We start from the raw sequence: 25059 nt of genomic DNA on the forward strand, positions 1-25059 counted from the left end.
GCGGCAGAGGCGTCGGGTATCGCCGCTCTGTGGCATTAGGTCGAGGATGTACCGGTGCCTCACGGCCTATACCGTTCGGTGGAAAAGAAACTCGAAGACCGTCTTGACCAAGATCGATACGTCGAGAAGGATGCTCCAGTTTTCGATGTAGCACAGATCGTATGCGAGCTTCTCCGCTGCGTGCGACGCATCGAGAATGCGCGGGAGGCTCGTTTGCGCCCATCCGGTAATGCCCGGACGAACCAGATGGCGGTCGTCGTATCGTGGTATGATCGCGCGAAACCTATCGACAAATTCAGGTCGCTCCGGCCGCGGCCCAACCAGCGACATGTCGCCTTTGATGACGTTGATCAGTTGTAACGTTTCATCGAGGCTTAGGCGCCTTAGCCTCCGGCCAATAGACGTGATACGCCGATCGCCGAGGCTTGCGTACACGGCACCGGTCTTTGCCTCGGCATCGCTGCGCATCGTCCGAAATTTATACATCTCGAAGGGCACGCCGGAACGGCCTACGCGCGTTTGCCGATACACGATCGGACGGCCCGTTTCGAGGTAAATCGCAACCGCAGCGACCAACATGATCGGCGCGAACAGGACGAGCGCAAGCGATGCCGCTGCTATGTCGAAGAGACGTTTGATTAGCTTCGCTATCGGCGTGCATGCCGGTAGCGGCTGGGGAACGAGAAACACCTGCTCCCCGTCGCGCTCGACGCCGAACATGTGCCCCTGAATCCGCAGATTGTGGGACGCGAACGCGAGCTCGACATGTGTCTGAGCGGCCCGCTGCATCACCTGCGAAAGCACCGTTTCTGGAATCGACTCCGAAAGGATCATGCGTTGACAGCCGCCCGCTACGGCTCGATCGTACCAATTCGCATTCATGCTGGCGGCGACGTCCGCTACAACGAAGGAGAAACGTTCGGCATCGCCTCTGCGAGCGACGAAGGCTTCCATGTCGGAGACGAACCGAGCGTTACCGACAACCGCCACTTGCTTCGGCCGGCGGCGTAGAGCGCCGGAGCGCCGTAAGTGCTCGAGCGTGCGGACGCCTCCAACCAGCACGATCGCCAGCAGCAACGCGATGATGAGGACGAAGCGCGAGGTCGAGATCGACGGCCACACCGTAAAGACGACGAGTTGCGGGAGAGCGCCCAGCGCGAGCGCGGCAATGGTGTAGTAGAGTTCGTCTCGCGCCGATAGGGCAAACGATCGCCGATAGAGACCGAGCCGAGCGAACATCGTCAGCCACAGCACGACGAAAATCCCGGTCGAAAGCACTTCGTTGGGTTTTACGAACAAACCGTCCCAGCTGTGAAAGACGAGTGCCGTCGCCAAGTAGACCGACATCACGAACATCGACAGATCTTCGATGACCAGGGCGACGACCCACCAACGTGAGAGATCGTGACCGCGCGGTCGCGTCTGTGCGGGAAGTGCGTTCTCCAGCATGAGCGACGTGATAGTGGCTGATGACGAACGCAGAATAGGCCCCTCCACAGCGCGCAGGTTCGATGCCACTATTGTAATGTACCGGCGTCGCGGGCAGCAGAGTCGTTCTACGCTCGCGCGTTAAGGATTAATACTCAGTATCGGGACGGCGAATAGCGGTCCACGAAGCCACAACCCCGCCGATGAAGCCACCGATCGCACCGCAGAGCACGTCGAACGCATTCCAAAGTAGCGTTTCGGTAGACCCATCGATTCGCTGCAATACTTCGATAAGCGCGCTCAGCAGCGCGATCGCCATCGTGGCGCGGAGAATCGGCCGTCGCCGTCCGAAGACGACCGCCGCAACGTAGCCGCCGATAGAGAAGGCGACGATGCTTAGGAGCTTGCGCACGATGACGTGATGCGGAATCCACGATGGCGATGTCGCTTGATAGACGTCATCATTCAAAGAAGCAAATAGGATGACGGCAAGCGTGGCGATCACCGCCGCGGCGATGCGAATTCGCGCAAGTCGCTTGATGGGCATGCGGTGCATTCCGCGTTTCCGGTACGGCTCTCCTCGCGACTTTGGACACCGGTGGGATTAGGGCATTGGCTACTATGCATACGACCGTGGGTAGCGTAGGCTCGAGAGGACCGAATTCGGTCAGTTCGCGATACTGAAGGAGGATCTAATGTACGAATCGCCTGAGGTTCTCGTGACCTATGAAGCCGGCGACCTCTTACTCGAGGTTGTCGGTTCGGGAAGCTGTCAGTTCTCACACTGAGGCTCGCCGGAGGCGAACACGGGTTGCCGCGAGGGTGGCAACCCGGTTCGCTCGCTGCCGTCATATGAATACATCGACTCAGAGCGCCTTCGATACGCTATTCCGCGAAAGCAATGCTCGCATTGCGCAGGGGCTTCGGAGGAGCAAACGCTATCTCGGCATCTACGCGGCCGGCATCGGCGACCGCGGCAACGGGCTGCTGTTGGCCGGCGCAAGCGGGGTTGGGAAAACGACGCTTGCTCTCGAGCTTGCGTCTCGCGGATACGCCTTGCTCGGTGATGAAACGACGATCTACGACCGCACTCAGGAGCGCCTACTCCCGTTGGAACGAGCGCTCATGATCCGCTCCGGGTCGTTCCCTTTGCTCTCGGATCCGACGCTCGAAGAGCGATGCAAGCGCCTCGGGTTTCACGCGACCGACGGTATGCGTCTGGTATATCACGTAGGCGCTCGCGCTTTGTTCGGAGAGTCGGCATTCTCGCCGCCGGTCCATCCGCGCGCCATCGTGCACCTCGAGCGCGGGCAACCCGGCGGGCTCGTCCAGCTCTCGACCGCCCGGTACGTTTGCTCGATGTCGTCGTGCTTTTATCTGGAGCGTTCTACCCCGGCTGCGACGATGCAGGTCCTCACCGACCTGATGAACGTTTCCGTATATCGCCTGCGAATCGATGCACCGGGAGCGGCGGCCGATACCATCGTCGAACTCCTTGACGCGCTATGATCGTCGATGCCGGAAGGCTCATCCGCCTTGAAGCGGCCGTCGTCACGTCGTCTCCGATGGAGTCATTGCACCTCGATTTCGGAGCCGGCATGCGCTTGCGCGTCTCATTCGAGGACGCGCGCGCGGCCGCGTATTTTGCCGAGCGCTATTACCACATGATCGTGGCCGAGGGCGACGTATCGTTCGCGCTCGATGTCGTCCAGGGTCGGGATGGAACCCAGCTCTTCAGGGTAACGCCCGGTGCGACGTATGCGTGGCGGCACGGCGCGATCGGGCCCGAGGACGTAGCATTCCTCGCCGATGCCGTGGCAACCACAAGCGCATTCACGCGTATGCCCGGCACGCTCACGCTCCATGCAGCGGCCATCCGGGCCGGGGATGATGCGTTCGCGATCGTCGGCGATTCGAACACCGGTAAGACCACCACCGCCGTGACGTGCGCGCTCTCGGGATTCCAGGTCTATTCGGATGAGTTCTGCATCGTCTCAAACGGCAGCGTGCGCCCGTTCCCGCGCTGTCTCTCGTTGCGGCCCGGCGGAATGGCGGTGCTGCACCGTCTTCGAGCCGTGCCGGCAACGCTACGCGAAGAGCTCCGTCTCCATGAAGGCGGCTGGACGAACGTTCGCTTCGATCCTCTCTTCGGCGGAGTCCCCGCCGACGAAAGAGCGCCGTTACGCGCGATTTTTCTGCTCGACGGGCGAGCCGAGCACCCCTCGATCGAGCCTCTCGCGCCGGCCGCGCTGCTTCCGGTGGCGGCACGCTATGCGAAGAGCGCGAGCCCGCCATTGGAACGGCTAGCCGAGGTACTCCTTCTTCTGCGTTCGCTTGCGTGCTACAAATTGGTCGTCGGCGATCCGAACGAAACGGTGAGCGCGATCGCGCAGGCCGTCGGGCGAAACGTGGCAGCGGCATGAGTCAACGCATACGCGTGCGCATGACCGGGCGGAGTATGCTTCCAACGCTTCACCAACCGATGGTGCTTGAAGTCGGTCCGCTGGAACGCACGCGCATCGGCGACGTGCTCGTATTCGACGACGGCAGGCGCCTAGTGGCCCATCGCCTCGTCTCCGTACGTTCCGGCCACCTCGTCACGGCCGGCGACGCCCAGCCGGAACGATTGGAAAGCATCCCCCCCGAGAACGTGCTGGGACGCGTTACGCGCGTCTTTGCGGGGCCCGAACTCGACGCCCCCGCTCTGTATTGGCGGGGATCGCCGCTGATCGGGCGCGCGCTCGTCTGGACGCGAGTTCCTCGCGCTCTCTGGCGCGCCGCCTCGCGCGCGCTGCCGACGCGTCGCCCACGACGCTTCGCCGCACTCGCCGCTGCCGCGCACGCAGCCCTTGCGAAGGATCGCGACGGCCTACAACGCGCGCTGCGACGCGACGGCCCGCTCGTTCTCGACGAAGCGCGGCGGCGGCGCCTGCGACCGTTTATCGCTGAAGCTATGCAGCTGGTATCCGGCACCGGCGACCGCGAGCCGATCTGCATCGTAGCCGACTTTCAGGCCCGGCGCATCGGCGATCGCGTGCGGACCGTGCTTGGCGAACTCGCAAGCGCCGGCATCGAAGCCGTTCCACTGAAGGGGGCGCATCGGTCGCTCTACGAACCCGAGCTGGCGCGCACGCACCCGTCCAGCGACGTGGATATCCTCGTGGGCGCGGCGGATCTCGCTCGCGCGTGCGAAACATTGCGCGTGTGCGGATACGTCGAGCGCGGAGGAGTCAACGACTACCGCTCGCACCATCATGCGGTCCCGTACGCGAGCACGGACAATATCGCCGTCGAATTGCACGTGGCCCTCGCACCCTCGACGCTCCTTGCGGAGCGCCACAATGCGGACACGTTGGCGTCTCATGTCCTGCGCGACGGCGAGCGGCTGCGTTTCGACGATGTCGCCACCCTGCTGCACTTGTCGCTCCACCAAGTCGGCGACTTCAGCTTCCGGGATACCGTGCTCTGCGCGCACGCGCTCGCTCGCGAACCCGGGCTTATCGATCGCCTGCCGACACGTTCGTTCCGCGTCCGCGCACTCGCGCGTTACGCAGCCGGCTTGGCCGGCCTTCCCGGTTCGCGGCGTCCCTTCGAACGGATCTATGGCGAATGGCTGGAGCGTCGCGAGGACCTGCCCACGTGGCTGCGCGAGCGGAGCGCGGCGATCGACGCGCTGATCGCCCTTGCGGCCGGCGACATCGCCGATGCCCACCGTGCTCTTGCCTTTGGGACCGGCACTTCGCCGACCCGGTACGTAGGGCGGCTCGGCGCCGCTGCGCGCATCCTGTCACGCTTGGCGCTTGCGCCCGTGGTCGCGGCCTTCGCGCTTCTGCTGCCGCCGTTTCGCGCGGCTTAAGGCTCGATCAGCTGTAGCGAAGCAAACGTACCCAGGATCCGCACCACGTCGTTCCGAGCTCGCAGCAGAAGCGCGGCGTCTCCGTTGACGAGCTCGCGTGCGATCGCTTCCTCCGAATGCCGGCCATCGCAGAGCCGCAAGACGGCGGCGGCGCTCCGATTGAGAACGTGAATTCGCTGGGATCCGGTATCGTGCACGACGGTTTCATCCCGCACGTCGCGCACGTCGAGCGTCGATACCGCTTGTGGACCGGTCATAGATAGTGCCTCCTTTAGTAGTGCGCTAACGACCCGTTCCGCCGCTCGCGCTCGAGCGCGCGTACGAACACGAGGAGTGAAAGTGGAATCAATATCGCACTTGCCAATGCCAGCCACACGATATCGAAACGCACGCTTCCCAAGGTGGCACCGGCCAGGGCCGCTCGCACGGCTTGGAGCCCGTGGGTGATGGGGAGCAGCCACGAAACCCACTGCAGCGGCTTTGGAAGGAGCGTCGTTGGGAAGAGCACGCCGCTGAGCAGCGACGATGCCCCACCGACGAAGAAATTAGCCGGGCCTATCTGCTTGTAACGCAGCGTCGCCGCCGCGCTGAGAATGCCCAAAGGTAACGTCGACGTAACGATCAACGCCAAGCATACGAGCGCAACGGAAACGTTCGCATGCCCAATATTGAGCCCAAAAAGCAAGGTCCCCAGCAGCAGATACCACGCAACTTGAAGGACCGTAAAGACGAGCGGCCACGCCATCGATGAGAAGATCAACGTCGCGCCGCTCGTCACGGAGGTGAGGATCGCTTCGAGCGTCCCCAGCACTTGATCGTTACGGATCGCTCGCTCGACACTCTGCATCGACGTCTGCATCACGGAGAAGAACGCGAGGTTCACCACCGCGTATTCAAAGTACGAGCCACGGCTGTGGAGCCCGAGCGCCATCGAGTTCGGGACCAATTTTGAGATGCACCACGTGCTGAACACCGCGATGACGATGCTCACCCATTGCATCGCGAAGTTGAGCGGATAAGCGATCGTCAGGCGGATATCGCGGACGAAAAAAGCCCAACATCGGCTCATGAGCGCTCGCTCCGGGTCATGGCCGAGAACGCGGCGCCTCGCGATTGCGAGAGCGATTCTACGCTGCGCACGCCGACGCCGGCTTCTACGAGGGTGCGTAAAATGGGGTTGAGACCGGCCCCTTGGGCGAGCGTTACCTCGAGTTCCGCGTCGGCGGCATCCTTTGCTGAACTCCTACAGTCGAGAACTCCGTCGCACGCCGTCAACGCCGTCAACAGCCGCGCGTCGTAGGACGTTAAGCGAATGCGGACGCGGGATGCCGATGCGATCGCCGCCTGGAGCTGCTCCGGGGTCTCGCCCCCTTGGATGTGCCCATCGCGGATGACGCCGATCCGATCGCACGTGCTCCACGCCTCTTCCAGGGAGTTCGTTGCGATGACGATCGTCTTTCCCGCAGCATGGCAGAGCTCATCGCGTACCAAGCTGCGCATCTCCATCGCGTGCGCGGGATCTACCGCGCGGGTCGGCTCGTCGAGGATCAGAATCGGGGCGTCTCCGAGCAACGCACGCGCCATCACCAGACGGTGTCGCATGCCGGTCGAATAGGTCGCATAATGACGATCGATGCTCTCCGCGAGATCGACCCGATCGACGACGGTGTCGATGCGGATTGCGAGGGCGCGCCCTCGCAATCCAGCCAGGTTCCCGAAAAACTCCAGGTTCTGCCGGCCGCTCAAACGATAGTAAAAGGATCGATCGTCCGCAAGCGCTACGCCGATGAGCCGGCGAACGCGCTGCGGCTCGCGGCGTGCGTCGATCCCGTCGATCAGTATTTCGCCGTGGCTTGGTATCGTTAGGGTTGCCAACATCTTAAGAAGGGTCGTTTTCCCCGCGCCGTTCGCCCCGACGATGCCGAACACGGTCGCTCGTTGCACGGTAAACGTCGCCGATTTTATAATGTTGCTGCGTTTGCCGGCAAAGGTTTTTCCGACCTTGCGTACGACGATCGCGTCGGTTTCCACAACAGCCATACTACCGGACGACGCGGCCGCGACCTAGATGTAACCGGCTCCGCCCGGGTGGGGCCGAAAGCCACCCCTCCCCTCGTAAAATGCCGAAATGCCCGCTCTGCGTAGGCACTCTTCTCGCGGTTTTTGCCCCGATCTACCCATGCGCCCGAAATCGCGCTTGCTTACAATAATGCCATGGGGAATCGGTTGAGCGTTGTCGTTCCGATCTACAATGAGGCGGAGCATCTCGACGCGCACATAACGTCGATCGACGACTACCTGGCTGCATTCTGCGGCGGGCAGCGTTCGTATGAAATTCTCGCGGTCGACGACGGCAGCAACGACGGGACGCCCGATGTCTTGCGTCGTGCGCGGCAAGCCTGCTCTTCCCTGGAGATCGTCACGCATCCGGTTAACCGGGGGCTCGATGCCGCGCTGGCGACCGGGTTCGCGGCAGCTTCGGGGGACGTTATCGTCACTTTCGATGCCGATCTCACCTATACGCCGGCCACGATCGGAGCGCTCGTCGACGCCCTCGAAAGCCATGGGGCTGCCGTCGCCGTCGCCTCGGCATATGCGCAAGCCGGCCGTTCGATCGGCGTCCCCCGGCTGCGATCGTTCTTGAGCCGGAACGCCAACCGCTATCTTTCTCTGGCGGTTCGGGGACGCTTCGCCACGCTCACTTGCATGGTACGCGCGTATAGAGCCGATGTGCTGCGCAGCCTGTACGCACCCGGTATTGTCCATGAGGGAACCTTCGGTCTGCTCTTCGCCGCGCTTAAAAATGGGGCGAACGTCGTCGAAGTTCCGGCGGTGCTCGACTGGTCCGCGCAACCGGATGCCCGCGCGCAGCGGATGCGTCCGCTGCGCATAGCGCGCCATATCGCGCGCGTGTTAGAGGCCGGGATCAAGGCCCGGCCGTCCTTGCTTTTCGCGATCCCGGGCCTCATTCCGGGACTGCTTCCTGTGGTTGTCGGCGTCGCGCTCCTGGCCCGAACGCCACCGCAAACGCTCGCACTCGTCACCGCAATAACACTGGTGGTCCAATACGGCAGCCTGCTCATCCTCACGGCTCAATTAGGCGACTTCGCATTCAAACGCCGCTCAACCACGTCACGCTTACGGAGAACTTCATGCACACGATGATCCCAGCACCAGCAATCACATCCCTCGCGTTGCCCAACGACCAGGATGCCTCCGGCAGATCGTTTGGGCCCGAAGAGCGCGAAGCCTTAGACCAGGTTCTCGCGTCGGGCACCTTGACGAGCACGAAAGGAACCTTCGTAGCGCGTCTGGAGAAAGACTTCGCTCGCAGAATCGGGGCAAAACATGCGTTTGCGTGCGCGTCCGGAAGCGCGGCCATACACGTCGCCATCGCCGCCCTCGATTTAGAGCCGGGCGACGAAGTTGTCACCACTCCCATCACCGACATGGGGGCGCTCTCTCCAATTTTGTACCAGGCGGCGATCCCCGTCTTCGCCGATGTCGACCCGCTCACGTGCAATGTGACCGCCGGGACGATTGAGGCGGCGATTTCGGAGCGCACGCGGGCCATCATCGTGACGCATCTCTTCGGGAACCCCTGTGAGATGGAGGCGATCGTCGCGCTCGCACAAGAACGTGGCATCCCGCTCATCGAAGACTGCGCGCAAGCCTATGGGACGACCTATGCGAAGCGTCATGTCGGCACGTTTGGAACGATCGGCTGCTTTAGCCTCCAGCAGGGCAAGCACATCACGTGCGGCGAGGGCGGCATCGTGGTAACCGACGACGACGACGTCGCACGGCGTATGTACCTCTTCATCAATAAAGCATGGGGCTACGGCGATCCGAATCCCGACCATTATTTCCTGGCGCTTAATTATCGCTTATCCGAGTTGCAGGGAGCCGTGGCATACGCCCAGATGCAGAAGCTCGATCGCAACATCGCGGTGCGCCGCGAGCGTGCGGCAGAGCTGACCGAACGACTCCGGCTCGTGCCCGGCATCGGGACCCCGGTCGTGCCGGCGGCAGGCGTTCATACCTACTGGAAATACGCGATCCGCATCGACGAGAAAGTCTATCCCGGCGGGCCGCCCGCATTCGCAAAACTCCTTCGCGACTCCAACGTAACCTCGGCACCGCGCTATATCCAAAAGCCGTCGTTCATGTGTGAAGTCTTCCAAAAACGCCGCACCTTCGGAAAGAGCGAATTCCCGTTTTCGATCGCTCGAGCGGAGGCGGTGGACTATCGTATCGAGCGCTTCCCGGGAACGATCGAAGGGCTCGCCCACGTTCTGGTGCTGCCGATCAACGAGCGTTATACCCAGGAGCACGTGCGTTATGTAGCCGATGCGGTTGCGAGCACCGCACAGGAACTCACGGTTCAACGTGGCTAAGAGCGATCGCATCAGATTGGCGCTCGTCGGGGCGGGGGCGATCGGCGCCACCCACGTCGAAGCCGCAAAAACGTCCGACTGCCTCGACATCGTCGCGGTTTGCGACGAGCGTCCAACTGCGGCTGCGGAGTTCGAGACGCGATACGGGGCGCGCGCGTACAGTTCGGTTCCTGCCTTGATCGCCACGGAGGAACTCGACGGCGTCATCGTGGCGACCCCGCCCAACACGCATCGTCTAATCGCGGAGTTTGCCGCTTCTCGCGGCTTACACGTCCTCTGCGAAAAACCGCTAGCGCTCGACGCAACCTCCGCGCGTGCCATGTTTTCCGCTGCTCAGGATCGCGGCGTCATCCTCAGCATGGCCTCGAAGTTCCGCTTTGTCGACGACATCAGAACTGCTCGACAACTCATAAGCGATGGACGACTCGGCGAGCTTCTGCTCGTCGAGAACGCCTTTACGTCATCCCTCGACATGGGCTCCCGGTGGAACAGCAACCCCGAGATTTCGGGGGGCGGCGTGATCGTGGACAACGGCACGCATGCCCTGGACATGTTTCGCTATCTCTTGGGACCGATCCACGAAGTACGCGCGCAAGAACTACGACGCTACCAAAACCTCGCCGTCGAGGATACGGCGACCCTCATGGTACGCACGCGAAGCGGTGCATTGGCCACCAGCGACCTTTCGTGGAGCATCGACAAAGCTCTCGGGCACTTCTTGCGCATTCACGGCTCGGAGGCAACGCTCGAGATCGGATGGGCTCAGAGCCGCATGCGACTGAAATCCGATCCGCAGTGGCGCGCGATCGGCGCGGGCTATAAGAAGCTCGAATCCTTCACAAAACTGCAGCGTAATTTCGCTCAGGCGATCCGCGGCTCAGAACCGGTCGAAGTTTCGCCGGCGGACGCGATTGCATCGGTTGAAGCCGTGGAATCCGCATACGCGTCGCTTGCCAGCGGTTCGTGGGTTGCCGTGGGTTCCTCACCGCGTCGGGTGGAAGCGCTACGCGCTGCGGTGGCGCAATGAGCGTCGCAACGCTACCGAGCGTTCGCATTCACCCCACCGCCATCATCGAGGAGGATGTGCGGATCGGGGAGGGTACGGCGATTTGGAACGGCGCCCACATCCGCCACGGCACGACCCTGGGCCAAGAGTGCATCGTCGGAGAGAACACCTACATCGCCTACGACGTGCGCATCGGCAACCGTTGCAAACTCAATGCGATGGTCTACGTGTGCACCGCCGTGACGCTCGAGGACGGCGTCATGATCAGCGCGGGAACGGTGTTTACCAACGATCGCTTTCCGCGCGCAACGACGGCGGATCTTCAGTCCTTGCGATCGAGCGACCCCGACGAGGCCACACTCCCGACGCTGGTACGCGATGGTGCGACCATCGGCGCCGGGTGTACGATCGGCAACGACTTGACGGTCGGACGGTTTGCAATGGTCGGCATGGGATCGCTCGTCACCAAGAGCGTCCCGGATTTTCACCTCGTCCTGGGTAGCCCGGCGCGTTCTGTCGGGGTGGTGTGCCGTTGCGGCGAAGTTCTCTGCCGCTTCGGCAAGGAGCCGGCCGACTGCCATGCCGACGTCACCTGTACGTCGTGCGCGCGCAAGTACGCGGTTCGTCGCGGCACGGTCGTCGAACGCTGATGTCGCAGCGCGTCGCAGTCGTAGGTGGCGGGATGCTGGGCATGACGCTGGCCCTGCGTTTGGCTCGCGAAGGCCGCTCGGTCACCATTTTCGAGCGCTCGCCCAGCGTCGGCGGCCTTGCCGCTCCTTGGGAGATCGGCGGCACCACGTGGGACCGCTACTACCACGTCATCCTGCGTTCCGACGTGCGGCTCTTGGCGCTGCTCGACGAACTCGATCTTACGTCGGCATTACGTTGGAAAAGCGTCGGAAGCGCGTTCTTTATCGATGGCCGGATTCATCCGTTTTCAACCCTCGCCGACTTCGTGGCATTTCCGGCCGTGGGACCGGTCGACAAAGTACGACTGGGCCTAGGCATCCTGAAGGCAACGCGCGAGCGCGACCTCGAACATCTCGATGCGATCACGGCAGAGGAGTGGCTTCGCAAGGTATTCGGTGCGAAGCTCTACGAGCGTTTGTGGCAGCCGCTCCTGCGAGCAAAACTCGGTGACGCCTACGCGCAGGCCTCCGCGTCGTTTATCCACGCAACGATCGCGCGGTTGTTCGGCGCCAGAAAGAACTCCCAGCAACGCGAGGAATTCGGCTACGTTGAAGGCGGTTACGCAACGATCGTCGATCGCCTCACCAAGCGTCTCGCCGAGGCCGGCGTCCGGTTTAAGACCGGTGTCGATGTCACCGCGATCCGCAGGTCGGGCGCCGGCCTGGCGATAGCGTACGATTCCGCTTCAGAGACCTTCGACCGCGTTGTCGTAACGGTGCCGACCCCGATTGCCGCGCGTATCTGCGACGCACTTCCGCCGGACGAACTGCTGCGCTTACGCTCGATCCGTTACCATGGTATCGTCTGCGCATCCCTCTTGCTCGACCGGCCGCTAGGCAACGCCTACATCACCAACATCGCCGATTCGCGCATTCCGTTTACCGGCGCGATCGAGATGACGGCACTCGTCGATCGCGACACGCTCGGCGGACACTCGCTCGTATACCTCCCGCGCTACGTCGATGCTCGATCGCCGTTCTATCTGATGAACGATGCATCGATTCAGGAGTCCTTCGTGCTCGGTCTTCAACGCATGCATCGAACGTTCGATCCGTCGCAGATCCGAGCGCTACGCATATCCCGAGCCCCGTACGTCTTCGCCCTACCCGAGGTCGGCTCGGCGCGCCGCGTTCTGCCCATGCGGACCTCGGTTCCAGGCCTCTTTCTTGCGAACTCAAGCCAAATTCTGAGCGGGACGCTCAACGTGAACGAGACGATCGGCATCGCGATGCAGGCCGCGGACGCGGTCGCCGGGTGCCCCACCGGCCAAGCGGAGGCGCGCTATGAAGCCGTATGCTAGCCTCTCGCTCGACCTCGACAACGCGTGGTCGTATCTCAAAATTCACGGCGGGACCAGTTGGCAGACGTTCCCTTCGTATCTCGATCGCGTCGTTCCGCGCGTGCTGGACTTTCTCGCGCAGCGCGATCTCACCATTACGGTGTTCGTCGTCGGCCAAGACGCGGCGCTCGAGAAGAATCGCGAGAGCCTCGCGTCGATTGCGCGGGCTGGGCACGAGATCGGGAATCATTCGTTCGATCACGAGCCGTGGATCGCGCACGCCGAGTATCGGGCGGTACGCGACGAGCTCGACCGGGCTCACGCCGCGATTGCCGATGCCACCGGCCGCGAACCTCGTGGATTTCGCGGACCGGGGTTCGCAACGTCACAGACGTTACTGGACGCCTTGGTGGACGGCCGGTACGTCTATGACGCGTCCCACCTGCCCACATTTATCGGGCCGCTCTCTCGATGGTATTACTTTCGCCACGCGGATCTTTCGCCCGAAGAACGGCAGGAGCGCCACTCGCTGTTCGGCCATTTTACCGATGGTTTCAAGCGCAACGCCGCTCACCTGGTTCGCACGTCACGCGGAGCGATCGCCGAGATTCCGGTCACGACCATGCCGGTTGTCCGGACGCCGATCCATTGCAGCTACCTGCTCTATCTCGATGCCGTCTCGCCGCGCCTAGCCGACGCGTATTTCGCCTTTGCCCTGAACTTGTGCCGGATCTCCGGGGTCGAGCCGTCGCTCCTGCTCCATCCACTCGATTTCATGGGAAGCGACGACGGCTTGGACGATTTGCGCTTCTTCCCGGGAATGAGCACGCCTGCGGATCGCAAAATCGAAACCGTTTCACGCTTCATAGCGTTGTATCGACGCCGTTTTCGCGTCGGCACCATGATCGACCACGCGGAGCGCGTACTCCAATCTGCAGGCCTGGCGACCAATGATGCAGGCGTTTCGATCGGCAACGTGGTTTGAGCCCTCTACCGCGCAGCGTCGTCTACGGCGTGCTGCTGGTTCTTCTTACCTCGATGTTCGTCGGTCGCGTCACGCAGACGAAACCGAATTGGTCCTTCGACGGATACACGTATGCCATTATGATGCAGATGGACGCCGGGGTTCCCTATGCGCGGGCGCGGCACGTATCCCAGCGCTTTTACGCCGACAAGCCTCCGGCAACCAATAGCGAGACCGCTCCGTATCTGAAGACCGCATATCCACAATATTGGCAGCTCTTCGCCCCGCGACTGCTCTATCCGCGCATCGCCTCTTGGCTTTGGCCTCACTACGGCATGCAAGCGCTGCTGCTGGTATCGGAGGCATCGCTCGTTGGATGCGTGCTGCTGCTCTTTCTCTTGCTGCTGGAATATACCGGGCCGGAAGCAGCGGCGCTTCTGGCCTTCGGCTTTGCCCTGGTCCCGGAAGTGCAGTTGCTCGCGAGCGGAGCCCTCACCGACATGCTGGCCACGTTCTTTTGGCTCGGAACGTTATGGTCGATGCTTCGTTTCGCGAAGTCCGGAAGCGTACCGTGGTTGCTTGGATACGCAACATTCGCGACGCTGATGTCGCTCACGCGCCCGATCGCCTATATCCCGCTCGCTTGCGCGGCCGTATTACTGTTGGCGGGCCTGCGACAACACCGTGCTCGATTCGTGGCGGCCGCGATCAAACTCGGCGCGATCGCATTCGCGCTCTGCGTCTTGCTGGTCGTCCTCGGAGCTCGGTCCGGTAGCCCCAGCATGATCGGCATCATGCAAGGACTGCGCGCCGGCAGCCATTACCTCAATCACGGGCCGTTTGCGATGTGGTATGCCGCGCGCGTCGTTGCGGTCCTAGCGACGTTCGCCGCCGCAGCGCTCGCGCTGCTCGCTCCGGTCGTTGCCGTTCCTGCGCTTTGGCAACGCCGAATGGATGCTGACGGCGCCCTCTGTGTCGGCGCAATGCTTTCGTCGCTCGTCACGGCACTCGTCGATCCGATCGTCGGTGACGCGACGCGCGTCATCTTGGTGCCGTTACTGCCGATCCTCTGCATCGGCCTCGCGATGGCTGTCGGTGAGGGACGCGTTCGTGCTGCGGCGTAACGGCCTCGCAACGATTGCGGTGGGTTTTTTGGGCGCGATCGCCTTGTTCGCGGCCTTTGCACTGCGGCCGTATCCGGCCACCGATTTCGGCATTTTCTACTGTGCCGGCCAAGCTGTTTCCGCTCACGCCGACCCGTATCGCGTAGAGCCGCTGCGAACGTGCGAACGAAGCGTCTGGGAGACCGGCTACCTCGAAGGCTACGCCGAGCCGGCCGCATCGCCCGGTTATGTCTTACCGATGTTTACGCTCCTCTCGCGGCTCCCGTTTGCGACGGCGAAGCTGCTCTGGCTGTTACTCCTGTGTGCGGCGTTCGGCAGCGCGGTCGTTTTGCTGACGAAACTCTCCGGATTGCGCCCGCTCGCCGTGTTCGCGCTCTGCATCGTGCCGGTGGGGCTGCTGAACGTTCGTCCGGGACAGATCGGCGGCATACTGCTCGCATGCGTTGCTGCAACGGCGTTCCTGCTGCGCACCGGCCGCGAGCGGTGGGCCGTCGTGCCCGCGCTCCTGGCGATGATCGAGCCGCACGTCGGCTTGCCCGTTGTGGTGAGCCTCGCGGTCTTCGCGCCGCGCGCGCGATGGCTGCTGGGCATCGGCATCGCAGGCCTGGCGGCCCTCCATTTCGCCGTCCTTGGCATATCGACCGGCATCGAATACGCTCGCGACCTCCTGCCCGCAATGGCGCACGCCGAACTGCTCGCGGCGGATCAATACGGAATGTCGTGGCTGTTGCATCAAGGCGGCCTCCCATCAAGCCTCGCATTGCCGATCGCAACGGTGCTCTACATCGTCGCCATCGCGCTCGGGCTGGCTGCCGCCGCACGCGCGTGGAAACGTACCGGCGATGCCGCGTTGTGCGTAGCGATTCCGGTAAGCGTCGCGCTGCTGGCAACGCCGTTTCTGCACGATATCGAATTCTGCGTCGCACTCGTCGCGCCGCTGGCGGCGCTGGGGGCGACGGGCGGCGGGGTGCGTTGGCTTTGGCTCGCGGCAATCGTTGCGGTACCCTGGTATGCCTGCATCGGTGATAGCGTGCTGGGGGCTGCCTCGGTCGTAACGATCGCCCTCTTCGCGTTCTTTGCCGTGCGTCGCCCGTTGCTGCATAGCGCCGCGGCGGCGCTTGGAACGGCAGCCGGCTGCGCTATGGTGCTGCTCGCCTTACGCATACTTCCGCTGCATGCGGGCGCGACCTTCGATCATGTCACGGTCGGCTCGCACGCGATCTCTGCGGCGAGCTGGGGTGCATTCTTGCGAGCCCATACGCTCTTGATCGCGTCGGGACCGCGCGTGCTCGTACCAAAGGCCGTTGCATGGGGAGCGCTTCTCGTCGGCGTGCTACTCGTCGTGCGTGAAAAGCCCGACAGGCTGGAAGTCCACCACATGTCGATCCGATCGGAGGCGCCCCATGCACACGCGTAAACATTTTCTGGCGGTCGCATCGCTGGCGGCGCTCGCGCCGCAGATCGCTGCCGCCGCACCACCTCCGCAATCCGCAGCCGATCTCCACGAGGTGCTCCCAAAGCTGAAGTTCGACGTAGCCACGTTCGACGCGACGCTTTCGAAAGCGGCGGCGCATCGACACCTCTTCAGTGCGGTACCGCTCGATGGCGGAACGATCTTCGTCGCGATCCGGAACACGCTGGACGCCTATCGCGACTTCTTAGATGTCGGCTACGAGCAGATTCTGCCGGTCGCCGTACTCTACCACGGCGTTTCGATTGCGCTCGGATTCAACGACGCGGCCTGGAACGAGCTCTTCCTTCCGGCGATGGCGTCCTACCCGCCTGCCGTTCGTGCCGCATTCGCCGCGGCACGCCGCGGGGGCGGCAACCCCTATCTGCACGCGAAGCAAGCGCACGATTGGTCGCTCGGATCGCTGGTCGCCGACTGCGGGCTGCGGACGTATATTTGCAACAACGCGATGCGCAGCTTCGCAACATCCGCGGCAAAGACGCTGCATACGACGCCGAGCGCAGTATATGCGCAGTTAACGGCAAACTTAGCGACCAACGCGATGGTCGTGCCGGCCGGCGTGTGGGCGATCCACGCACTTCAAGAGCGACACTTCACCCTGCTCGAAACGTCGGTCTGAACGCGCATCGAACCGTGCCCTAAGTTAAGATCGCATCACACCGCTTGACGCATTGGGGGCCAAGCTGTTAATCTCGGAAGCACCATGATGCTGTTTGCGTCCTCCGTGACGACGACGACCACGACGACTACCACCACTACGACTGGTGGGCGGTTCGGTGTTGGGTTGACGTAAGAGCAGAGCAAGGTAAGCACTCGTACGAGCCCCGCGCCGAATGGCGCGGGGCTCTTTGCATTTTCTAGCCGGAGCACGACGATGGAACGACGACTCGACCCCCTCGGATACAAACGCATCCTGCGCGAACGGCGCGCCTCGTACGAACCGCTCTTCGCGAGCGGCGTGTGGCGTTATCGCGAACTCTTGCCGCCGATCGACCCGGCGTCGATCGTCTCGCTCGCCGAAGGCAATATGCCGCTCTACGATGCGCCGAGCGGCGCTTCGTACGCGGGCGTCGATCGCCTCGCGTACCTGCATCTGGGCATGAACCCGACCGGCTCGTTCAAGGACCTCGGCATGACCGTCGCCGTCTCTGCCGCCAAAGCCGCCGGGATGCGCGGCGTCGTCGCCGCGAGTACCGGCAACACCGCCTCGTCGATGGCCGCTTACGCGGCGCGCGCCGGACTGGAAGCACATGCGCTCGTACCTCGCGGCCGCGTAACGCAGGCCAAACTCGCGCAAATGCTCGAATACGGCGCGCGCATCGTAGAAGTGGAGGGATCGTTCGACGACGCTTTCGCGCAGCTTGATCGCATAGCCGACGGCGCGTTGCAGATCGTCAACTCCACCAACCCGTTCCGCCTCGAAGGCCAAAAGTGCGCCGCCTTCTCCATCCTCGAACAGCGCGGCTGGCACGTCCCCGATTGGGTCGTGCTTCCGGGCGGGAATCTCGGCAACATCAGCGCGATCGGACGCGGCTTTCGCGAAGCGCTGGAATTGCGTTTGATCGATCGCCTGCCGCGCCTGGCGCTCGTTCGCGCCGACGCCGGCACCCAGACGCGCGCAACCGCCATCGCCGTCGGCAACCCGCAGTCGCGAGAGAAAGCGTCGCGAGAGTTGCGCGAGAGCGACGGCATCGAATTGGTCGCGAGTGACGAGGCGATCTTCGCGGCAAAGGCGCAGATCGGTCGCGAGGGGATCGGCTGCGAGCCCGCTTCCGCCGCATCGCTTGCGGGGTTGCGCATCCTGCGCGAGCAAGGCCGGGTCGCGCCCGACGCCGACGTCGTCGCCGTTCTCACCGGGCACGTGCTCAAGGACGTCGGCGCGGTGCAGCATGCCGCGGTTTGACGCCTTTTCGCTGAGCGTCCCCGCGACGAGCGCGAACCTCGGGCCCGGTTTCGATGCCGTCGGCCTCGCGCTCGGTCTGCGCATTCGCGCGCAGGCCGCACCGGCGCGCCGCTTTGCGCTCGATTTCGTCGAGGGGCCGAACGCTCCCACGCACGACGGCTATCGCGATGCGATGCTTACCGCCATGCTGCGCGTCGTCCCGGAGCTGCCGCGCGCGCGCATCGTCGTCGACAACGCGATTCCGCTGGGTAAGGGCCTGGGTTCGAGCGCCGCGGCCGCGGTACTCGGTATCGCGATCGCCGCGCGCGCCGGTGGGATCGCACTCTCGCGCAACGACATCGCGCAGCACGTGTGTGCGATCGAAGGGCACCCCGACAACGCTTTGCCTGCCGTCTTTGGCGGGGCCGTTATCGCTGCGTCCGGCGATGCGCGGTCGTTCGTGCGCGTACGCACGATGGGCGCGTTGCGCGCGGTGCTTCTGGTGCCCGACTGCGCGCTCTCCACCGAGCAGGCTCGCGCGCTGCTGCCCGAGCGCTACGATCGCTGCGACGTCGTCTTCACCGCTCAGCGCGCCGCCCTGCTCGGCGCGGCGCTTGCGTCGGGCGAATGGGGCGCGCTCCGCGAGGCGATGCGCGATCGCCTCCATCAACCGTACCGCGCACCGCACATTCCCGGGCTCGCGCAAGCGCTCGATATCCGCTCGCGCTCGCTGCTCGGCGTCGCGCTCTCGGGCGCGGGCCCGAGCGTCATCGCGATGCTGCGCCGCGGCGCCGCCTGGGAAGGCATCGCCGCCCGCATCGCCGGTTGCTTCGAGGCAGCGGGCGTGGCCGTGCAGACGCTGCCCCTCGCGCTCGGCGCGCGGGGCCTCGCATACGGCCCCGGGGCTTGACGCGATGTTTTCGCCCGTGGTAAGGTCGCTCCAATGTTTACCCGCCCGACCACCATGATTTGTCCCATGTGCGGCATGCAAGAAGCATGCGGCGGGGATCGTCGTGCGTAGCGAACGGTAAGCAACACCAACAACCGAAAGCTTCTCACAACGCCCCTCGCCGATCAGGCGAGGGGCGTTGTGTTTTTTCCTCGCTTTCCCATCTCATCAGGAGGCATAGAGGAATGGAATTGAGCGTAGGCATCGGCCTACTCGGATGCGGAACGGTCGGCAGCAGCGTTGCCGAACGGCTCGTGCGCGAGCGCGATGCGATCGAGCGGCGCAGCGGCGTCCGTTTCCACCTGCGCGGCATCGCAATTCGCGACGAGGATAAGCTGCGTCCCGCCGGCGTCGAGACGCGGCTCTTCACCCGCGACGCTCGCGCCCTGGTCGAAGATCCGCACGTCGATCTCGTGATCGAGTGCATCGGCGGTACCGCCGACGCTGCCGACTTCGTCGAACGCGCCCTCGATCGCGGTCGCCACGTGATTAGCGCCAACAAGGATCTCATCGCCACGCAAGGCCCCCGTTTACACGCGCTCGCCGCGCTGCGCGGCGTCGCCCTGCGCTACGAAGCCGCCGCCTGCGGCGCCATTCCGATCGTACGCACCCTTGCCGATGCGCTCGCGGGCGACGAGGTTCGCTCGCTGTGCGGCGTCGTCAACGGAACCTGCACGTATATTCTCTGCGCGATGGAAGAGGGCGCGAGTTACGACGAAGCACTGGCGGCCGCGCAAGCGGCAGGCTACGCCGAGGCCGATCCCGCCAACGACGTCGACGGTGTCGATGCCGCGCACAAACTCGCCCTTCTCGTGCAACTCGCGTTTGGCCTCGCGGTCATCTCGCCGCGCATCCGCCGCACTGGCATTGCCGGCATCGTCAAACGCGATATCGCCCGCGCCAAGATGCTCGGCTATCGGCTGCGCCTGGTTGCAGCCGCGGTGCGCGTCGCCGACGGCGTGCATGCCGAGGTCGCGCCGGTCCTCGTGCGCGAGGATCATGCGTTCGCCAACCTGCGCGGGCCGGAGAACATCGTGCGCATCGTCTCGCGCGATGCGGGCGAACTCGTGCTACGCGGCGCGGGCGCGGGCGGTCCGGCTACCGCCTCGGCGATTCTGGGCGATCTGGTCGGCACGTTGCGCGCCGTCGGGGAGCGCCACGATTTGCTGCACCGCACGAGCGCGCGCGATTTCGCGCCCGCCATCGACGTGGCCCCGCTCTTCGAGCGCCTGCCGCGCCATTCAGAACTCCCGCGCTACGCGCGTTGGGATGAATCACTCCTAGAAGCTCCGGCCTCGCAAGCCTCGCTTGCGTTCGCATGGCCGGGAGAGGATGCACTTCCATGAGCACGACCCTAGAGAACGCTGCGGCTCCGCAGCACTTCGACACCATTGCCATCCACGGCGGCCATTCGGGCGATCCGTCCACCAAAGCGCGCGCGGTGCCGATCTATCAAACCACCTCGTATCTCTTCGACTCAACCGAGCACGCGGGCAAGCTCTTCGCGCTTGAAGAGTTCGGCAACATCTACACCCGTATCAATAATCCCACGACCGATGTGCTCGAGCAACGTATCGCCGCGCTCGAAGGCGGCGCTGCGGCCCTCGCGGTCGCGAGCGGCCAAGCTGCGGTCGTCTATGCGATTCTCAACCTCGCCAAAGTCGGCGATCACATCGTCAGCTCCACCTCGCTCTACGGTGGAACGTATAATGTATTTGCGCACACCCTCAAACGCTTCGGCATCGAGACGAGCCTGGTCGATTTTAACGATCCGTTCGCGGTCGAAGCCGCGATCAAGCCCAACACCAAGGCAATCTTCGCGGAGACCATCGGCAACCCGAAGATCGACGTACTCGATATCGAAACGTACGCGGATCTCGCGCACCGTCACGGCCTGCCGCTCATCGTCGATAATACGCTGGCCACGCCGTACCTGCTGCGACCGATCGACTTCGGCGCCGATATCGTCGTGCACTCGGCGACCAAGTTCATCGGCGGCCACGGCACCGCGATCGGCGGCGTGATCGTCGACGGCGGCACGTTCGATTGGGCCGCAAGCGGCCGCTTTCCGGAATTCACGGAACCGGATCCGTCGTATCATGGGCTGCAGTATTGGCAAGCCTTCGGCAACATCGCGTATATTCTCAAGGCTCGCGTGCAATTGCTGCGGGATATCGGCGCCGCGATCTCGCCGTTTAATGCGTGGCTGTTGCTGCAAGGCCTCGAGACGCTCGGCATCCGCATCGAACGCCACAGCCACAACGCGCTCGCGGTAGCCGAGTTTCTGGCAGCACATCCGCGCGTCGAATCGGTTTCGTATCCCGGCCTCAAGAGCGACCCGGCGTACGAGCGCGCGCAACAATACCTTCCGAAGGGCGCGAGCGCGATTCTCACGTTCCGCGTCAATGGCGACGCAACCGATGCCAAACGCATCATCGATAAGCTCAAGCTCTTCTCGCTGCTGGCGAACGTCGGCGATGCCAAGTCCCTGGTAATCCACCCGGCCAGCACCACGCATCAGCAACTCTCGCCGAGCGAGCAGCGCGCGAGCGGCGTTGAGGAATCCACCATTCGCCTCTCGGTCGGCATCGAAGATAGCCGGGACATCATCGCGGACCTCGAACAAGCCCTCGCGTGACCACTTCCTCCGGCGCTACGTCGATCGACGAACGCACGATCGCTATCGGCTCGCTTCAACTCGACGGCGGAACCACGCTTCCGTCCGTCGAGCAGCGCGTGACGATCTATGGTACGCCCAACGCCGGCGCATCGAACGTCGTCCTGGTTCCGCACGCGCTCACCGGCTCCAGCCGCGCCGCCGATTGGTGGCCCGGCATCGTCGGCGAGGGAGCCCTGTACGATCCGCAACGATGGTGCGTCGTCGGCATCAACGCCCTCGGGAGCTGCTACGGCTCGACCGGCCCGGGCAACCGCGCCGATTTTCCGCGCATCACCGTTCGCGACATCGTCCGGGCACAGCGAGCGACGTTGTCGCAACTCGGCATCGAGCACCTCGCCGTCGTCATCGGCGGTTCCCTCGGCGGCATGCAAGCCTTGCAATGGGCGATCGACGCGCCCGAACGCGTGGAGCAGGCGGTCGTCGTCGGCGCACACGATCACCACTCCGCCATGGGCATCGCTCTCAACGCCATTCAACGCGAGTGTCTAGCGCTCGATCCCGTTCGAGGCTTACGCATCGCGCGCAAGCTCGCGATGCTCACGTATAAATCCGAAGCACTGCTCAACGAGCGCCACGGACGCAAGCCGGACCGCAACGATCCCTCGCGTTTCGATATAGAAGGCTATCTCGAACTGCAGGCCGACCGCTTCACCTCGCGCATGGACGCCGCAAGCTACGCAACCCTCACGCATGCCATGGACAGTTTCGACGTACGGCTCGACGACTCGTCGTCGTATGGCGGCAACGGCCACGTGGCCGACACATCGGCGTTGCCGAAGATCACCTTCGTCGGCATATCATCCGACTGGCTCTTCCGCCCGCAGGACGTTCGCGACGCCGCCGCCCGCCTCGCACGGCGCGGCTACCCGGCGCGCTATACCGAGCTCGACAGCCCGCACGGCCACGACGCCTTCCTCGCCGAACCGCACGCCCTATCGGCCCAGTTACACGCTGCGATCGGTTAGGTGCCCTTCTCCGCGCCGGCGTAGAAAATCCATTTGAAGTAGACCGCGGGCGTGGTGACCAAGGCGTTGGGGTCGCCGTAGACGAGATAGAACTCGTTATGTCCGCGCAGGTAGTGGAACGCGGCGCTGAGATTGTCAGCGAAGATCGGCGTGAAGACTGGGGGCGCGAACGCATACGGCAGGTTCACACCATTGATGCGTCGCGCGCCGACCGCGAGCGATGCGTCCGGCGAAAACTGCCAGTTGACGCTCGCGCTATTGAGCCATTGCCGGAACGACGGTTCGGCTGCGTCCTGCGAGGCGTACATGTTCTCGTTGAGGTTGAGCGAGAGGCTCACCTTGCGACGCAGCGGCAGCGTATCGTTGAATTGCCAACTCGTCGCTCGCCCGTGGTAATAAGCGCCGGTGCTGTATGCAAGGCCGAGCGGGAAGTTCGAGTTTTGGTTATACCCGATGAAGGCGCCGTTGCCGTCCGAGAACGGGAGATACTGGGCCGCCGAGGTTAGGACAAAGGTGGATTGCTGGAAGACGTGCAGCGTCCACAGGTTCTTGAGATCGAAATTCACCTGATAACCGGCGTTGCTCTGTGCCGGCTGCGAAAGATGGTTGATGTATCGACTATCGTTTGCGCTGACCGAGATGTCTTGGAGCGGAGAACGTCGCGAAAAGTGCAGCGTACGTTCCGCGTAGGCGATATAACCGCCGATATCGCTCTGCTGGACGTAGCCGTCCGCCGGGCTGTACTGCGCCCCGACATATTGACGGGCGGCCACGAAGACCGTATTCGCGTCTTTATACCCCGTGCCGATCTCGCCGTAGCGCGCCTGGGCCGGGTCGCTCACGAACGTCCCGGTTTCGCGCGCGTAGTTCGCGTAGAGAAACATGTGGCTACGTTGATCGAGGTAGCCGGCATTGAGCGATGTGGTCGAGTCGGTAAACCCGGGGGTGTTTACCGAGATGCGCTGCGCGTCCAGGGAAACGTCGTTCCGAGCGGTAGCGTGCGAAAAATCGATCGCACCGGCAGCATCGGTGCGTTGCGATCCGACGGCGTCGAATCCGGAGAAGGTCAGCGGTCCCTGCGTGCCTTCCAGGCCGTACCCCTCGCGAAAAGTGGGGATCGAAGGCGTGTAGATCGATTCCGGACAGTTCGTACATCCAAACGTCGCATTAAATGCATTTCCAACTTGCGTAAAAAACGGGCGCACCTCTTGGTATTGGCGCGGAAATGCCGTGGGCGAGATGGTCTGCTGATCGGTTTCAACGTTGGAATAGTCGGGGTGGAAAGATCCGACGAACGATGCCGTGGGGGTGACCGGGATCGCCATGTCGAGGCCCATTTGCGAGGTCGCGCCGCCCGCCGCAGACGAACGCGCAACGCCGAGCGCGTAGGGTTGAAAGCGTGCGGCGGGACGCCCGGGAGCGGTCGCACCCTTCGCGAGGTGCGCGCCGACCCCCGTGAGCGTGCCGAAGAACGTCGCGTCGCTCGTCGATGTTGCGAGCGCGCTATGAGACCAGACGTCGTAGCTGTCGGAGGCGAGATTGAACCGCACGAACTGCACGCTCCAGTGCTTGGATCCGTTGGAACGAACGATCGCGAACGGGATGTGCATGGTGACCGTGTATCCCGGCGATGCGATATCGCCGGCAGCGGTCCAGGACGGCGTGTACGCCGTATTTTCGGAGGATGTCTGCGTGCGTGCACCCTTGGCGTTCGCGTAGAACGCATAGCTGAAGCCCTGCGTACCCTGAGGAGAAATGAAGACGCCGACGTTATCGTCGTTGAGCACGGCCGCGCCGTTCGTAAGGGTCGCAGCCTTAACCCTTTGCCGTTGCGTCGAGACGAAAGCGATATCGAGGCCGGTGGGGTCTTGGGCAACGTAGACGCCGGTGGGTTGCTCCGCATGCCGATGATTGGTGAAGTCGTAGCCGAGCCGTAGGGGTGCGGCCCCCTTCCACGATGCATCGATCCGGCCGTCCATGGAGGGTTCGCGCGCTAACATGGGGAGCGCGAGCGACGGCGCATATGCCGCAAGAGCCGGCTGTTGTGACGCCACGAAGAGTAGCAGCAAGGTCCATACCGCGATACCGAAACGCATGCCTATACTACGGGAGTGCATCGGCTATGTTTCGTTCCAGGAGGGCTATCTTTGTTGGTCTTTTTTGTGCTTTCCGCTCAAGCGTTTATGCAACGCGACTCACCTTTCAATCTTCTCAACCTCCCTCGAACCCGCATGTTGTTTTCGCCAAGCGACCCACCTTTCAATCCATTGATCGATCTTCACTTGGGAAGCGGGCCAAAAAATTAGCGCCCAAATCAAAACCAATAGAGGCACATACGGCAAACGAAATCCGGCAGGTTCGGGCCAAA

General features: G+C 63.4%; 23 protein-coding genes. 17 read left to right on the top strand and 6 right to left on the bottom strand.

Annotated elements, in window-relative coordinates; genetic code table 11:
• Positions 1-66: 66 nt before the first annotated feature.
• Complete coding sequence (locus VMW12_03060; protein ID HUZ48706.1) at positions 67-1497, bottom strand: sugar transferase; 1431 nt, start codon at positions 1495-1497, stop codon at positions 67-69.
• A 79-nt stretch (positions 1498-1576) separates the two neighbouring features.
• Entirely contained in the window at positions 1577-1975 is a 399-nt protein-coding gene (locus VMW12_03065; protein HUZ48707.1) for a hypothetical protein, read from the bottom strand.
• Between the two features lie 305 nt (positions 1976-2280).
• Between VMW12_03065 and VMW12_03070 the strand changes: the two genes are divergently transcribed.
• From VMW12_03070 to VMW12_03080, 3 genes are read left to right on the top strand one after another with little or no spacing between them, the layout of a single operon-like run.
• Complete coding sequence (locus tag VMW12_03070) at positions 2281-2937, top strand: hypothetical protein (protein HUZ48708.1); 657 nt, start codon at positions 2281-2283, stop codon at positions 2935-2937.
• Complete coding sequence (locus VMW12_03075) at positions 2934-3851, top strand: hypothetical protein (GenBank protein ID HUZ48709.1); 918 nt, start codon at positions 2934-2936, stop codon at positions 3849-3851. The genes VMW12_03070 and VMW12_03075 overlap by 4 nt, the downstream gene beginning before the upstream one ends.
• Entirely contained in the window at positions 3848-5284 is a 1437-nt protein-coding gene (locus VMW12_03080) for a nucleotidyltransferase family protein (protein ID HUZ48710.1), read from the top strand. Before VMW12_03075 ends, VMW12_03080 begins: the two co-directional genes overlap by 4 nt.
• Here the strand turns inward: VMW12_03080 and VMW12_03085 are convergent.
• The 3 genes from VMW12_03085 to VMW12_03095 are packed head-to-tail and all read right to left on the bottom strand — an operon-like array spanning position 5281 to position 7315.
• A complete protein-coding gene (locus tag VMW12_03085) occupies positions 5281-5541 on the bottom strand; it encodes a PqqD family protein (protein HUZ48711.1) in 261 nt (86 codons plus the stop codon). The genes VMW12_03080 and VMW12_03085 overlap by 4 nt on opposite strands.
• A gap of 14 nt (positions 5542-5555) precedes the next feature.
• Entirely contained in the window at positions 5556-6353 is a 798-nt protein-coding gene (locus tag VMW12_03090) for an ABC transporter permease (GenBank protein HUZ48712.1), read from the bottom strand.
• Positions 6350-7315 carry an ABC transporter ATP-binding protein gene (locus tag VMW12_03095; protein HUZ48713.1) on the bottom strand — a complete coding sequence of 322 codons (966 nt, stop codon included), beginning with the start codon at positions 7313-7315 and terminating at the stop codon, positions 6350-6352. The genes VMW12_03090 and VMW12_03095 overlap by 4 nt, the downstream gene beginning before the upstream one ends.
• Positions 7316-7510: 195 nt before the next feature.
• Here VMW12_03095 and VMW12_03100 point away from each other — a divergent pair, with 195 nt between their 5' ends.
• The 14 genes from VMW12_03100 (at position 7511) to metX (ending at position 22691) form a co-directional block, all read left to right on the top strand.
• Positions 7511-8449 (top strand): glycosyltransferase family 2 protein, encoded by a 939-nt coding sequence (locus VMW12_03100; protein HUZ48714.1) that lies wholly within the window; start codon positions 7511-7513, stop codon positions 8447-8449.
• A complete protein-coding gene (locus tag VMW12_03105; protein ID HUZ48715.1) occupies positions 8446-9681 on the top strand; it encodes a DegT/DnrJ/EryC1/StrS family aminotransferase in 1236 nt (411 codons plus the stop codon). Before VMW12_03100 ends, VMW12_03105 begins: the two co-directional genes overlap by 4 nt.
• Positions 9674-10708: a Gfo/Idh/MocA family oxidoreductase gene (locus tag VMW12_03110; GenBank protein ID HUZ48716.1), complete on the top strand. Its 1035-nt coding sequence runs from the start codon at positions 9674-9676 to the stop codon at positions 10706-10708. The genes VMW12_03105 and VMW12_03110 overlap by 8 nt, the downstream gene beginning before the upstream one ends.
• Complete coding sequence (locus VMW12_03115; protein HUZ48717.1) at positions 10705-11337, top strand: DapH/DapD/GlmU-related protein; 633 nt, start codon at positions 10705-10707, stop codon at positions 11335-11337. Before VMW12_03110 ends, VMW12_03115 begins: the two co-directional genes overlap by 4 nt.
• The gene (locus tag VMW12_03120; protein HUZ48718.1) at positions 11337-12677 is read left to right on the top strand and encodes an NAD(P)/FAD-dependent oxidoreductase; all 1341 of its coding nucleotides are present in this window, start codon (positions 11337-11339) and stop codon (positions 12675-12677) included. Before VMW12_03115 ends, VMW12_03120 begins: the two co-directional genes overlap by 1 nt.
• On the top strand, positions 12661-13641 hold the full coding sequence (locus tag VMW12_03125; GenBank protein ID HUZ48719.1) for a polysaccharide deacetylase family protein: 981 nt from the start codon (positions 12661-12663) through the stop codon (positions 13639-13641). Before VMW12_03120 ends, VMW12_03125 begins: the two co-directional genes overlap by 17 nt.
• A complete protein-coding gene (locus tag VMW12_03130) occupies positions 13638-14744 on the top strand; it encodes a glycosyltransferase family 39 protein (protein ID HUZ48720.1) in 1107 nt (368 codons plus the stop codon). The genes VMW12_03125 and VMW12_03130 overlap by 4 nt, the downstream gene beginning before the upstream one ends.
• The gene (locus VMW12_03135; protein HUZ48721.1) at positions 14716-16161 is read left to right on the top strand and encodes a glycosyltransferase family 87 protein; all 1446 of its coding nucleotides are present in this window, start codon (positions 14716-14718) and stop codon (positions 16159-16161) included. The genes VMW12_03130 and VMW12_03135 overlap by 29 nt, the downstream gene beginning before the upstream one ends.
• Positions 16148-16834: a hypothetical protein gene (locus VMW12_03140; GenBank protein ID HUZ48722.1), complete on the top strand. Its 687-nt coding sequence runs from the start codon at positions 16148-16150 to the stop codon at positions 16832-16834. Before VMW12_03135 ends, VMW12_03140 begins: the two co-directional genes overlap by 14 nt.
• Positions 16835-17089: 255 nt before the next feature.
• Entirely contained in the window at positions 17090-18118 is a 1029-nt protein-coding gene (gene thrC, locus VMW12_03145) for a threonine synthase (GenBank protein ID HUZ48723.1), read from the top strand.
• Positions 18105-19007, top strand: a complete 903-nt coding sequence (gene thrB / locus VMW12_03150; GenBank protein ID HUZ48724.1) for a homoserine kinase — start codon at positions 18105-18107, stop codon at positions 19005-19007. The genes thrC and thrB overlap by 14 nt, the downstream gene beginning before the upstream one ends.
• A 224-nt stretch (positions 19008-19231) precedes the next feature.
• On the top strand, positions 19232-20392 hold the full coding sequence (locus VMW12_03155) for a homoserine dehydrogenase (GenBank protein HUZ48725.1): 1161 nt from the start codon (positions 19232-19234) through the stop codon (positions 20390-20392).
• A complete protein-coding gene (locus VMW12_03160) occupies positions 20389-21684 on the top strand; it encodes an O-acetylhomoserine aminocarboxypropyltransferase/cysteine synthase family protein (GenBank protein HUZ48726.1) in 1296 nt (431 codons plus the stop codon). Before VMW12_03155 ends, VMW12_03160 begins: the two co-directional genes overlap by 4 nt.
• Positions 21681-22691: a homoserine O-acetyltransferase gene (metX, locus tag VMW12_03165; protein HUZ48727.1), complete on the top strand. Its 1011-nt coding sequence runs from the start codon at positions 21681-21683 to the stop codon at positions 22689-22691. Before VMW12_03160 ends, metX begins: the two co-directional genes overlap by 4 nt.
• Here the strand turns inward: metX and VMW12_03170 are convergent.
• The gene (locus tag VMW12_03170; GenBank protein ID HUZ48728.1) at positions 22688-24808 is read right to left on the bottom strand and encodes a hypothetical protein; all 2121 of its coding nucleotides are present in this window, start codon (positions 24806-24808) and stop codon (positions 22688-22690) included. The genes metX and VMW12_03170 overlap by 4 nt on opposite strands.
• Positions 24809-25059: the final 251 nt, after the last annotated feature.

It is taken from the genome of Candidatus Dormiibacterota bacterium, from assembly GCA_035532835.1.
Lineage (GTDB): Bacteria > Vulcanimicrobiota > Vulcanimicrobiia > Vulcanimicrobiales > Vulcanimicrobiaceae > DAHUXY01.

Bases quoted from the DNA above. Each gene is read 5' to 3' on its own strand.
- VMW12_03065 (HUZ48707.1), bottom strand. From the start codon at position 1,975: ATGCCCATCAAGCGACTTGCGCGAATTCGCATCGCCGCGGCGGTGATC.
- VMW12_03070 (HUZ48708.1), top strand. From the start codon at position 2,281: ATGAATACATCGACTCAGAGCGCCTTCGATACGCTATTCCGCGAAAGC.
- VMW12_03075 (HUZ48709.1), top strand. From the start codon at position 2,934: ATGATCGTCGATGCCGGAAGGCTCATCCGCCTTGAAGCGGCCGTCGTC.
- VMW12_03080 (HUZ48710.1), top strand. From the start codon at position 3,848: ATGAGTCAACGCATACGCGTGCGCATGACCGGGCGGAGTATGCTTCCA.
- VMW12_03085 (HUZ48711.1), bottom strand. From the start codon at position 5,541: ATGACCGGTCCACAAGCGGTATCGACGCTCGACGTGCGCGACGTGCGG.
- VMW12_03090 (HUZ48712.1), bottom strand. From the start codon at position 6,353: ATGAGCCGATGTTGGGCTTTTTTCGTCCGCGATATCCGCCTGACGATC.
- VMW12_03105 (HUZ48715.1), top strand. From the start codon at position 8,446: ATGATCCCAGCACCAGCAATCACATCCCTCGCGTTGCCCAACGACCAG.
- VMW12_03115 (HUZ48717.1), top strand. From the start codon at position 10,705: ATGAGCGTCGCAACGCTACCGAGCGTTCGCATTCACCCCACCGCCATC.
- VMW12_03120 (HUZ48718.1), top strand. From the start codon at position 11,337: ATGTCGCAGCGCGTCGCAGTCGTAGGTGGCGGGATGCTGGGCATGACG.
- VMW12_03125 (HUZ48719.1), top strand. From the start codon at position 12,661: ATGAAGCCGTATGCTAGCCTCTCGCTCGACCTCGACAACGCGTGGTCG.
- VMW12_03140 (HUZ48722.1), top strand. From the start codon at position 16,148: ATGCACACGCGTAAACATTTTCTGGCGGTCGCATCGCTGGCGGCGCTC.
- thrC (HUZ48723.1), top strand. From the start codon at position 17,090: ATGGAACGACGACTCGACCCCCTCGGATACAAACGCATCCTGCGCGAA.
- thrB (HUZ48724.1), top strand. From the start codon at position 18,105: ATGCCGCGGTTTGACGCCTTTTCGCTGAGCGTCCCCGCGACGAGCGCG.
- VMW12_03155 (HUZ48725.1), top strand. From the start codon at position 19,232: ATGGAATTGAGCGTAGGCATCGGCCTACTCGGATGCGGAACGGTCGGC.
- VMW12_03160 (HUZ48726.1), top strand. From the start codon at position 20,389: ATGAGCACGACCCTAGAGAACGCTGCGGCTCCGCAGCACTTCGACACC.
- VMW12_03170 (HUZ48728.1), bottom strand. From the start codon at position 24,808: ATGCACTCCCGTAGTATAGGCATGCGTTTCGGTATCGCGGTATGGACC.